Source organism: Capsulimonas sp. (genome assembly GCF_039929585.1).
GTDB lineage: Bacteria > Armatimonadota > Armatimonadia > Armatimonadales > Capsulimonadaceae > Capsulimonas.
In genome coordinates, this window is the sequence record NZ_JBDSQY010000105.1 from 1 (window position 1) to 11,495 (window position 11,495).

Annotated in this window: 12 protein-coding genes and 1 tRNA gene; 12 read left to right on the forward strand and 1 reads right to left on the reverse strand. The window is 59.5% G+C overall.

Going from position 1 to position 11,495, the window contains the following annotated elements:
- The 3 genes from ABIZ35_RS07500 to ABIZ35_RS07510 all read left to right on the forward strand — a co-directional run.
- On the forward strand, window positions 1-441 hold a 441-nt coding region (locus ABIZ35_RS07500; RefSeq protein WP_348219261.1), incomplete at its 5' end, for a TlpA disulfide reductase family protein.
- A 32-nt stretch (window positions 442-473) separates the two neighbouring features.
- On the forward strand, window positions 474-1,568 hold the full coding sequence (locus tag ABIZ35_RS07505) for a hypothetical protein (RefSeq protein ID WP_348219262.1): 1,095 nt from the start codon (window positions 474-476) through the stop codon (window positions 1,566-1,568).
- Between the two features lie 256 nt (window positions 1,569-1,824).
- On the forward strand, window positions 1,825-3,006 hold the full coding sequence (locus ABIZ35_RS07510; RefSeq protein WP_348219263.1) for a hypothetical protein: 1,182 nt from the start codon (window positions 1,825-1,827) through the stop codon (window positions 3,004-3,006).
- 36 nt (window positions 3,007-3,042) lie between these two features.
- Here ABIZ35_RS07510 and ABIZ35_RS07515 read toward each other — a convergent pair whose 3' ends face one another.
- Window positions 3,043-3,810 (reverse strand): N-formylglutamate amidohydrolase, encoded by a 768-nt coding sequence (locus ABIZ35_RS07515; RefSeq protein ID WP_348219264.1) that lies wholly within the window; start codon window positions 3,808-3,810, stop codon window positions 3,043-3,045.
- 125 nt (window positions 3,811-3,935) lie between these two features.
- Here ABIZ35_RS07515 and ABIZ35_RS07520 point away from each other — a divergent pair.
- The 9 genes from ABIZ35_RS07520 (at window position 3,936) to ABIZ35_RS07560 (ending at window position 11,398) form a co-directional block, all read left to right on the forward strand.
- Window positions 3,936-4,012: transfer RNA gene (locus ABIZ35_RS07520), tRNA-Met, on the forward strand.
- Between the two features lie 219 nt (window positions 4,013-4,231).
- Complete coding sequence (ric, locus tag ABIZ35_RS07525) at window positions 4,232-4,957, forward strand: iron-sulfur cluster repair di-iron protein (protein WP_348219265.1); 726 nt, start codon at window positions 4,232-4,234, stop codon at window positions 4,955-4,957.
- A 184-nt stretch (window positions 4,958-5,141) separates the two neighbouring features.
- Complete coding sequence (locus tag ABIZ35_RS07530; protein WP_348219272.1) at window positions 5,142-5,735, forward strand: 4Fe-4S dicluster domain-containing protein; 594 nt, start codon at window positions 5,142-5,144, stop codon at window positions 5,733-5,735.
- Window positions 5,736-6,245 (forward strand): Rieske (2Fe-2S) protein, encoded by a 510-nt coding sequence (locus tag ABIZ35_RS07535; protein WP_348219266.1) that lies wholly within the window; start codon window positions 5,736-5,738, stop codon window positions 6,243-6,245.
- Window positions 6,242-6,487, forward strand: coding sequence for a DUF6755 family protein (locus ABIZ35_RS07540; RefSeq protein ID WP_348219267.1), 246 nt, complete (start codon window positions 6,242-6,244; stop codon window positions 6,485-6,487). The genes ABIZ35_RS07535 and ABIZ35_RS07540 overlap by 4 nt, the downstream gene beginning before the upstream one ends.
- A gap of 9 nt (window positions 6,488-6,496) precedes the next feature.
- Window positions 6,497-7,687: a nitrate/nitrite transporter gene (locus ABIZ35_RS07545; RefSeq protein ID WP_348219268.1), complete on the forward strand. Its 1,191-nt coding sequence runs from the start codon at window positions 6,497-6,499 to the stop codon at window positions 7,685-7,687.
- A gap of 29 nt (window positions 7,688-7,716) precedes the next feature.
- Window positions 7,717-8,766 (forward strand): MFS transporter, encoded by a 1,050-nt coding sequence (locus tag ABIZ35_RS07550; RefSeq protein WP_348219269.1) that lies wholly within the window; start codon window positions 7,717-7,719, stop codon window positions 8,764-8,766.
- A 53-nt stretch (window positions 8,767-8,819) separates the two neighbouring features.
- Window positions 8,820-10,997, forward strand: a complete 2,178-nt coding sequence (locus tag ABIZ35_RS07555) for a molybdopterin oxidoreductase family protein (RefSeq protein ID WP_348219270.1) — start codon at window positions 8,820-8,822, stop codon at window positions 10,995-10,997.
- Window positions 10,994-11,398, forward strand: a complete 405-nt coding sequence (locus ABIZ35_RS07560; RefSeq protein ID WP_348219271.1) for a hypothetical protein — start codon at window positions 10,994-10,996, stop codon at window positions 11,396-11,398. Before ABIZ35_RS07555 ends, ABIZ35_RS07560 begins: the two co-directional genes overlap by 4 nt.
- Window positions 11,399-11,495 lie beyond the last annotated feature (97 nt).

The window sequence follows — 11,495 nt, forward strand, 5'->3', positions numbered from 1 at the left end:
GCCGACGGCCCCGCGATCGGCAGTCAGGCGCAAAGCTTTACCCTCGCCGATATCCAGGGCAAGCGCGTCTCGCTGTCGGATTATCAGGGCAAAATCGTCGTGCTCAATTTCTGGGCCTTCTGGTGCGACACCTGGAAGGCCGAGATGCCCTCCCTGCGCGAACTCGCCCCGCGACAGGACGAACTGGGATTCCGTCTGGTCGCCATCAGTGTCGACGGCGCCCGTCTGCCCGAGTTCCAAAATCGAACAGACGGGGGCAAAGTCCCCTTCCCCGTTCTTCTGGACAATCAAAAGCAAGTCTCCACGCAGTACAACATCGCCCACGTCCCCACGATCGTGATCATCGACCGCGCGGGCAAGGTCCGCTACACCGCCCGCGCCTATCCCGGCAACCACGTCATCCTCGCCGAACTGCGCAAGATCGCCTCGTCGGACGGATAAGATGATCCGCCCATCGCCGAAAGCAAGATTTGATGAAACACGATCGAGCATTTGTCGCCGTAATTCTGTCCGCAATCATTCTTCCTTTCTGCATAGTTTCCGTCATCGGCGGAATGCAGTCCACAATCGTCGATCTTGGCTCCATGAGAGGGCAGACAAGCGCGGCAATGGCGATCAACAACGCCGGCGATGTTGTCGGCCAAGCTAACTCCACCGCCTTCCTCTGGCGTCACGGCCATATGGCGAAGCTGCCGATGCTCTTGAATCGAAGCGACCCAAGCTCCCCTCCCGCAAACAGCATCGCCTATAGCATCAATGACGCCGGTGTGATCGCTGGGGATTGCGATACGGATGGGGGCGAAATCCTTGGAACCGAACGCGGGCAGTACAACGCGGTGCTATGGGATCATGGGGCCATTCGAGATCTTGGGTCGCTTCCCGGATATCTCTGCGCCAGCGCCAGGCATATCAATAACGCCGGCGTTACGGTTGGGCTGGGCGTGAACGAATCCATGGGCTTCGGAACCCGTGAATACAAAGCCGCAGTGGGAGTCTACACGCCGGGGAAGACGTTTCGGATGTCAAACGCAAGGCTCTATGCGGAGAATAGCCAGGGAGATCGCGTCGAGGCGATCCGGATGCATGGCGCTACGCGTATCCGCTTAACCATTGGCGGAGTAGCCCGCCTCTTGGACGAAATCAAATTCCCAGAAATGCCCCTGGATGTCTTCATCAACGATCAAAGGCAAGTAGTCATGAATGTCGGCAGACAAGGCAGCGGGGAGCCAGGCGACAGCGACTCAATCGGATCCTATATCGTTACCTGGAGGAACGGGTCGGTTCGGACGATCCTGCCGTCAATTACGGGCTTTCCGGAAACGAGCGCCTCTGGCGTCAATAACCGAGGAGAGATCGTCGGCTTCGCTTACAATCCGTCTCAATATTCTTCGGGAACGCGAGGGGTGCTGTGGAACGGATCGTCGATTGTCGATCTCACCAAGACTTACACGCAGGGCACATTTTGGACGATCGAACGAGCGGCGGGAATTAACGATGCCGGCGTCGTTGTCGGAACCGGCCGGGAAGCAGGGTTGAACCCGCGCGCGATCCTTCTGAAAACCCGCTGAACGACAGGATCAGCTAATAAAATGTACGCCTGGTTATTAGGCGTAATTCTCACCTTGCCCTAATCTCCAATCAGCCGTATAATGTCCATAAGGCGAGCGTTGCACGTTTAGCTCCCGCGACTACTGCTGTGTTGGATGGTTAACGTGAATCATATTCGTAACTTTCTCCATAAATCCCCACGAGACCACACGGCAGGAGCATATTAGATCGCACTTTTCTCAACGATCGCGCAAACGATCGGAAAGGCCATTCTTCATGATCTGCCAGCAGTGCGGGGCGGAAACGCCCAGTGAAAAACATCCCTGCGTCGCCTGCGGACGCATTCCGACCAATGACTTCGCCACACCGCCCCCCACGATGGAGGCCGAGGCAAGCCAGTACCCCTACAGCGTGGAGGAGGCCGCAAATCCGTATCCAGGCAATCCGTATCCTGGTCAGGGATACGCCTTTCCTCCGCCCGCATATCCCGCGTCCGCTGACGGCTATGCGCCGGCAGGAGACATCGCCACCGCGCCACCTCTCAACGCGAGCTTACCCGGGCCCCTTCAGGAGGCGCCAAAGTACAAGCCGAGCGGGCGCAGCGGTCCAGGCGGAGTTCCGCTGCTGTGGGTGGCGGCGCTGATCGTCGGCCCCATCGTCGGGATCGTCTACGACAAGGTCTCCGGGTTCTTCAACCTCTTTCTTGTCTCGCCCATTCTGTTCGGCCTCCTGGCCGGAGCCGCACTGGCCGCCGTCATCAAAAAAAACAAGATTCGCAGCCCGGTAATCGCGGCATGCGCGGGCGCAGTCGCCGGCCTGATCAGCTTTGGAACGAATTACGTCAGCGACTGTCTCGCCCTGCGCCCCATGATCGTCAGCGTGTTCAGCCAGGACCTTGCCGACGCCACTGGGACGCCATTGCCGAAAGCGCAGGCCCTGGTTGAGCGAAAACTGGGTCCGATGCAGGAAATCCGCATCGCGTCCCGGCTCAAAGCCGCCAGCGGCGTTTCGATCAGCAGCACGCATGATTATTCGCACAGGGGCGGCGCACCGATCAGTGGCAATTTGTACTATGCGCTCGAATTATTCGAAGCCGTGCTGATGTCGGGCGCAGCCGCGGCGGTCGCGGTCGGCGCCGCGGCGACGTTCTTCTGCGAACCATGCGAGAAGTGGTACACAACGCATACGATCTTCCGCGCCCACCCCAGCCGCTCCGTGGACATGACGCGCTATGTCCGCACCCAGGACTGGACAAGCGCCGCCACGCTCCCCGCCGCAGCGCCCGGCACGGACAAGAACCACTGCGACGTCATCGTCAAGCGCTGCCCTTCCTGCCGTGAGGGGCAGATCGAGGTAACAACCACTGTGGACAACTCCACCAAAAAGCTGCTCACCGCCGCCCTGCCGCAGCAAGGTTCGGCCAAACTCATGGAACTCGGCCGTCTGCCGAGCGCGTAAGAGACCGCCTCTGAGAGCAGTCGAAATCGACTGCTCTCAGAAGTGATCGCTCCAATACCCGATGATTTGCCCCAGACATGTCTGAAGCGCCGATTTCGCATCGTCAAACCCAGGCAGCTTGGCTCCCGTCGTTTCGTCCATATATGTGGCTCGGTTCACCTCGATCATAATCGAATCGACGCGCCTGTCCCGGCCATACCAGCGCATCGGCGCGATCGCCCCCGCGTAAGGCCGATTGACTTCCGTGATCCAAAAATCATCTCGGAACATCCCTGCGGCGGCCTCCGCCAAATACGCCGGGGTGTGGAATGCATCCGTTCCGATGCAAATCTCAGGCCGATCCGACGCCTGATCCATATCGCACGGCAGCGCTATGGATGGAAACGAATGGGCGTCGACAATCAAACAGCGATCGTCACGATCCAGCGCGGCGCCGACCGCCGCTTCGAACGCGGCGTGGTGCGGATCGTAATAAGCACGCAGCAGCCGCTCCCGCTCATCCGGCGACGGCTCATCTCGAAGCGGCTCTCCGAAACTCGTCCGCGTATAGATCGCCCCCATCCCCCGCGCCGCCATTGGCTCCTGCGTATCCTTTCGAAACCTCTCCGGATCGACCAGCAGCCGGCTCCAGGGAAAAACGACTGAAGCGATCAGATCGTGCTGAACTCCAAACAGCTCATCCGTGTAATGATCCGTCATCCGCAGCATCTCGGCGTCAAGCTCGCCGGGCGAAACCGTATATGCTTGACGTTCCGATGCGGGAATCTGTATGCCGGCATGGGGGATATGCACCACAATGGACATGGGAGGATCGCCTTCTTTTCAAGACTAGAAACTGCCGCCATTATACCAACGCCAGTCTCTTTTTCGTGAAAACTCAATGATCCTCTTGACAATTACTTGCGATTGGGGTAGATTCCATCTGATACGGCGAAGTAGCTCAGTTGGTTAGAGCGTTCGGTTCATACCCGAAATGTCAAGAGTTCGAGTCTCTTCTTCGCTACCACAGAGATAAATCGGGGGTCAGAGCATAATGCTCTGACCCCCGTTTTTGCGTTTCAGCCAGCGCCCGCCATTCAAAATCCGCCGTTTGGGGGATGTGTTTCGCCGGCGTACACGTCATAATCCTGATTAACAAAGCGGAGCGAATTAATAAAGGATAAAAAGATCTTATTATCTTTTATTAGATTAATTGCGTGGAAGCAGCAAAAGGAGACTTTTCGACATGAATACGATTTCTCTGGAAACCAGCGTCGGCCAGCTCGTCGCCGAACGACCGGCGCGCTCGCGGGTATTTGAGCATCTTGGGATCGATTACTGCTGCGGAGGACGCCGCTCGCTGGACAAGGCGTGCGCGGAAAAGGGTTTGGATACCAAGACCGTTCTTGAAGAACTGACGGCGGTGGACGCCGAAGCGGACGATACGGCGGAGCGGGACTGGACTGCGGCGTCGATGACGGAGCTTTGCGATCATATCGAGGCCGCGCATCACGATTATGTGCGCCAGGCGCTGCCCCGGCTCACGGATCTGATCGCGAAGGTCAATCGTGCGCACGGCGCCGACGACCACAGATTGGTGGAGCTAAGCGAAGTATTTGGCGTTCTGCGGCCGGACTTCGAGGCGCATCTGGCCAAGGAGGAGCTGATCCTATTTCCGCTGTGCCGCGAGATGGACAATGCCGAGACGCCGCCCAAATTCCACAGCGGCTCCCTCGGGAACCCGATCAAGGTGATGCTCGCCGAGCATGACGATTCTGGAGAGGCTTTGAGCAGAATACGGCAGCTCACGGATGACTTCGCTCCGCCCGCCGGGGCCTGCAATACCTACCGCGCCATGCTGGAGGCCCTGGAGGCATTTGAGAAGAACACACATCAGCATGTTCACCTGGAGAATAATATCCTCTTTGTGAAGGCGGTCGCGGCGGAAAACAAGCTCATGGCAAGCGCGTAATACAATGGGTAACGGTGGTGCTACCAAGCATAGAACCGGCCATTCCGTGGATGTGCGAAACTGATACACATACTATAATAGGAACCTCGGCGGCAGCTCACTCGAATGCTGAAGACTGAACAGCGTGCGTTTCATGGCGTAGTCACCGGAGAAGCCATGGCCGCAGGCAGCAGCGGGAGATATCATTTTGTCCATAGAAAACGTGTTCATCGTCGATCCAGCCCGGTGTATCGGCTGTCAGGCTTGTGTGCAGGGATGCGCGGAGTGCGGAACGCACCGAGGACAGTCACTGATCCATCTGGAGTTTATCGATCGCGCGCAGACCGTGCAGACGACGCCGCAAGTCTGCATGCACTGCGAGGATCCGACATGCGCGCAGGTGTGCCCGGCGGACGCCATCAAACAGACCTCCGACGGCGTGGTGCAAACCTCACTCAAACCTCGATGCGTGGGCTGCGGCAACTGCGTGGTAGCCTGCCCGTTTGGAGTGCCGAAATATAACGGCGAATTCGATCAAATGATGAAATGCGACATGTGCTACGATCGCACATCAGTCGGCAAGCGCCCCATGTGCGCCACCGTCTGCCCATCCGAGGCCCTTTACTTCGGGCCGATGGATGAGTGGAAGGAGCGCCGCAAAGGCAACCCCGTCAACGAGTTCAAGTTTGGAAACCAGACCGTCAAAACAAAGGTGTATATGGTGATGCCGGAAGAAACGCAGCGGATCGATGTCCAGATCTCAGATATCAAGCTCAGACCTCGAAAGGTGGCGCCGTAAATGGAGAATGAGGCAAAGAAGCCGAAGTGGCGCAAAGACTTTCCCGTTGGCTGGAACGACGATAACTACATCACCCGCCGCGACTTCACCCGGTTTTTGGTCCTCGCCTCGGGAGCGATGGCGGCCGGGAACGGATACTTCGTCCTGCGGCGCTCCCATGAGCTGGCCGAGGACCAAACTCCGCGCACTCACATTGCGACCATGGAGGAAGTGCCGGTGGGCGGCGTGAAGCTATTTCGCTTTCCCACCGACAACGATCCGGCCATTCTTATTCGTTCTGCGGACGGTGAGTTCGCCGCCTTCCGGCAGCGCTGCACGCATCTGAGCTGCCCGGTGACATACAGCCATGGCGACGGCGCGTTGAACTGTCCGTGCCATAACGGCTCATTCGACGCCGCCACCGGCCATGTCCGCTCCGGACCGCCGCCTTCCCCCCTTCCCAAGATCGCGCTGACCATCGAAAACGGCGCGGTCTACGCCACCGGCTGGGAAAAAGAAAAGACCTCATGAACAAAATGGAGAAGGACGTTCGCTCCGCGCAGCGCACGCAGGCTATCGGCGTCGTGATGATCTTTATCATCGTGATCCTGCTCATGCAGCTCTGGCTCCTCACGATCGCCAGCGAGGAGTTTCTCGCGGGACATCGCGCGATGGCGCTTCCGACATTTTTGGCGTCGGCCGGCTGCCTGCTCGTCAATTTATGGCTCCTGCGATATGTCAACAAGATCGACCGCGACAGCGGCTTGGAGTAAATACGTCTCATGAACACTCAGTCGAGCTCGGCGAAAGCACTGACGCTTTCCACGATCGCTTTTGCGATCTCGTTCGCGCTTTGGGGAATGATCTCCCCCATCGCCAAGACCTTTCAGACCACACTGCATCTGACTGAGCAGCAGACATGGCTGCTCATCGCCATTCCCGTGATCCTCGGCTCGATCATGCGCCTGCCGATGGGCATGCTCGCCGATCGATTTGGCGGCCGGATCGTCTTCGGCGGCCTGCTGATCTTTTCCGGCGCGGCCGCCTTTCTGCTCAGCCTGATGCATTCGTATCAGGGACTGCTGATCGGAGGGCTGGTTCTGGGAATGGCGGGCACCTCGTTTTCCGTCGGCGTCGCATTTACCTCGAAGTGGTTTCCTGCGGAGAAGCAGGGACTGGCGCTGGGGATCTACGGCGCCGGCAATATCGGCCAGAGCATTGCCCTGCTCGCCGTGCCGCGCCTCAGTCAGTCGATGGGATGGCATGCGACCTATCAAGTCTTCGCGCTGATCTCGCTTGTCTACGGCGTGTTCTTCCTGATGGCGGCGCGTGACGCGCCGTCGACGACCAAGCCCAAGACGATGGGCGAAATGCTCAAGGCGCTCGCCGAGAACCCGCTGGCGTGGGTGCTCTCTCTGTTCTACTTCGTCACATTCGGCGGCTTCGTGGCGCTGGCGATCGGTCTGCCGAAAGTGCTTCAGGAAGTATTTAATCTGAGCAAAGGCGAAGCCGGCCTGCGCGTCGCGGGCTTCGTGCTGATTGCTACGGCGATGCGGCCGGTCGGCGGCTGGCTCAGCGATAAAATCGGCGGCGCCCGGGTTCTTTCGTTCGTATTTCTCGGCGCCTCCGTCCTGGTTTTGGGAATGACGTTCAGCGCCATCATCCCATTCACCATCGGCGCGCTTGGCGCCGCAGCGTGTATCGGCTGCGGCAGCGGCGCCATCTTCAAGCTGGTGCCTCAGCATTTCCCGAAGGACACGGGCGCGGTCACGGGGCTGGTCGGCGCCATCGGCGGCCTCGGCGGCTTCTTCCCGCCGATCATCCTGGGGATGATCAAGACACAAACGGGATCTTACGCCCTGGGATTTGTATTCCTGTGCGCCTTCTGCGTCGTCTGCTGGATCACGAACTACTTCGTCTTCCTGCGTGGACCTAAGGCTGGGCGGCTCGTCGCGACGGGGGCAAACATTTGATTACCTCCGGCAAGGAAACTCGAAAAGGCATGATCGACGCCGCCAAGCTGGATCGTCAGGCCCTGATCAATGCGCTGATCGGCGCGATGCTCAGCATCGCGTCGATCTACTTCGGATCCGGCCGGATGAACCATTTCGACCCGGCGTTAATCGCCTACACAAGCGCCTGCGTGTTCGCAACCTTCGGGATCGTCTACCGTTACTCGATCTGGCTCCAGAAGCCGCCGACCCAGATGTACTGGCGGCGCGGCTGGGCGCTGTTTCTCAGACCCAAAAGCCTGCCCGGCAACCTTGCGCATCTCGCAAAGCTGATCTGGAACAACATGGTCGCCCAGACCTTCATCGAGCGGCGCAATCACGTGCGCTGGATGGCGCACTTTCTGATGTCCTGGGGATGCCTCGTCGCGTGCGCCGTCACGTTCCCCTTGGTGTTCGGATGGATCCACTTCGACGCTGACCCGGCGCTGCCAACGTCATATCAGGCGTTCGTCTTCGGCGTTCACGCGGGGACATTCCCGTCGGCCTCGATCGTCGGCTGGGTGATCTTCCATATTCTGGACTTCTGCGCGGTGGCCGTCATTGTCGGCATGATCCTCGCCATGCGCCGCCGCATGTCCGATCCCGGCGCCATGACCGTCCAGCAGTTCTCGATGGATTTTTTACCGCTGATCCTGCTGTTCATGGTCTGCATCACGGGCATTATGCTCACGGTGAGCAGCATGTGGCTCAAGGGGTACTCTTACAGTGTGATCGCCGTTCTGCATGCGTTCAGCGTGATCATGACCCTGCTCTATCTGCCCTTCGGCAAGTTCTTTCACATCTTTCAGCGCCCGGCCAATTTGGGCGTGCAGTATTACAAGGAAGAAGGCGCCAGCACGGAGCAGGCGCACTGCCTCCGCTGCGATGAGCCCTACGCCTCGCGGATGCAGGTAGAAGATCTCAAAGTCGTTCTGGACAAGCTCGGCGTCGACCAGCATTTCTCCGACGGATCGCACTATCAGGACGTTTGCCCGAAATGCCGCCGCCGACTGCTTGCGCTCAATCAACTGGACGCGCTGGACGGTCCCGGATTTATTTAAACGCCTTCGCGGCGCATCCAGACACATGGGTCTGGGAAAGCATAGGAAATCGCATGGCGAGAATACCGCTTCAAGTAGAACAGCTGGTCGAGCAGTATGGGCCGACACCACAGCGCACGCCGCCTGGCGGCTGGCCGTATCATGGGGAGCCGGACAAGCTGGTCGCGACGCATTGCTGCTTTTGCGGCCAGCAGTGCGGCATCAACCTCAAAGTCAAAGATAACAAGGTCATCGGGTTCGAACCGCGCGAAGACTTCCCATTCAACCGCGGCAAGCTGTGTCCCAAGGGTATCAAACGTTATATGCAGAACGAGCATCCGGACCGGCTGCTCCGCCCCTTGAAGCGCTCGGACGCCGGCTTTGTCCCCATCAGCTGGGATGAAGCGCTGGACACGACCGTCTCCGAGATCCAGCGTATCCAGAAGACATACGGCAAAGACTCGTACGCCATGCTCTCGGGTGTGTCGCTGACGAACGAAAAGTCGTATCTCGCTGGAAAGTTCGCGCGCGTCGCGCTCCAGACCAAGAACCTCGATTATAACGGGCGGCTCTGCATGGTCTCGGCCGGGGCGGGTAATAAGAAGGCGTTTGGGATCGACCGAGCGGCAAATTCCTGGGCGGATATTCCGCTGGCCGACGTGATCATTGTGACCGGCGCGAATGTCGCCGAATGCGCGCCGATCACCACGGATTACATCTGGCGCGCCCGCGATCGCGGCGCCAAGCTGATCATGATCGATCCGCGCGTCACGCCGCTGGCCCGCACCTGCGACCTGCATATCCCCGTGCGTCCCGGCGGCGATTCGGCGCTGATGAACGGCATCCTGCACGTCGTCATCGAGCGCGGATGGGTGGATCAGAACTTTATCGACAACTACACGACTGGATTCGAATCGGTCAAAGAATCGGTGAAGAAGTACACGCCGGAGTACGCGGGAGAGCTCGCGGGGGTCGATCCCAAACTGATCGTGCGCGCCGCTGAGATGTGGGGACCGGCGAAGACCAGCTTCCTGCTGCATGCGCGCGGGATCGAGCATCACACCAAAGGCGTCGACAACGTGCTCTCGTGCATCAATCTCGTGATTGCCACCGGACGCATCGGCCGGCCGGGCTGCGGCTACGCGACGATCACGGGACAGGGCAACGGCCAGGGCGGGCGCGAGCACGGCCACAAGTGTGACCAGCTCCCCGGCAATCGCGACATTGAGAATCCCGAGCATCGCAAATACATCGCCGATGTCTGGGGCATTCTGGAATCAGAGATGCCCGGCAAAGGAAACACCGCGCAGGAGATCATCGAGCTGATGCACGCCGGTGAGATCAAAGGGCTGCTCTCGCAATGCTTCAATCCCGTAGTCTCGCTGCCGAATGCGAGCTTCACCAAGGAAGCGTTCAATCGCCTGGAGCACTACACGATCATCGACTTTTTCCTGAGCGAAACCGCGCGCCACGCCAACATCGTGCTGCCGGGATCGCTCCAGGAGGAAGACGAGGGCACAACCACCAGCGCCGAGGGCCGCGTCATTCGAATCCGACAGGCCGTCGATCCGCCCGGCGAGGCGCATATCGATTGGCATATTCTGCTGGATCTCGCGAAGCGGCTCGGGCGTGGCCAGTACTTCCCGTACACATGCGCCGAGGATATCTTCAACGAGCTGCGCGTGGCGTCCAAGGGCGGAACCGCCGATTATTACGGGATCACTTACGAGAAGATCGAGAAGACGTACGGGGTCTTCTGGCCGTGTCCCACACTGGAGCATGAGGGCACGCCGCGTTTATTCGAGAACAACGTCTTTTATACGCCGGACAAGAAAGCGCACTTCAACGCCGTGGAATACCGCCCGCCGGCGGAGGTGACGGACGAGGAATACCCGGTCGTGCTGACGACGGGGCGGGTGATTAGCCAGTATCTGAGCGGCACGCAAACCCGCCGGATCGGCGCGCTCGTCGATATGTACCCGGAGCCGCTCGTCGAAATCCATCCCACGCACGCCGAACGCCTCGGCGTGAAGACCGGCGATCTTGTCACGGTGGAATCACGCCGCGGGGCGGTCACGCTCAAGGCATCGGTCGTGACCACGATCCGCGAGGACACCGTATTCGTTCCCTATCACTGGGGCGACGACAAATCGATCAACCTGCTCACCAACCCGGCGCTGGACCCTGTCTCCAAAATCCCGGAATACAAAGTCTGCGCCTGCCGCGTGCGAAAGTCAGAGAGTGGGTCATGAAAGTGCGCTGGACAGAAGGCAGCATTCGTTTCCGGATTACTCCCAGCGAACTGGAGACAATGCGCCTGGGCCGGCCGATCGGCGTGGCGCTGCGCGTGCTGGACCAATCCTGGACCGCAACGATCATTCCCGGCAGCCTCACGACGTCCATTAGTCTGCGCGGCGGGGATTTCACCGTCTCACTCAGCGCAAGTGATCTGCACCGATTGATGGCCCCGGACGCGGAAGGCGTTTACTTCTCCGCCGGCACGGAGCCGCGCCTGCGTTACTTCATTGAAAAAGACTTCCCCTGCATCCATCCACGCCCGGAAGAAGCCCTGGAGCTGGACGCCGAGACGTTCGCCGCCCCGGCAGGCTTCGCCGACAAACACCAGCGCACCGCGTCCGCGTGCGCTTCCTAGCGCCGTGTTAACTTATGCTTGGTTTCGGCCCCTCCGCCCCATTCTGGGGGACCAGATTGCGGCGAACGCGTTTTCTGAGTCCCTCAGAATGGGGCGG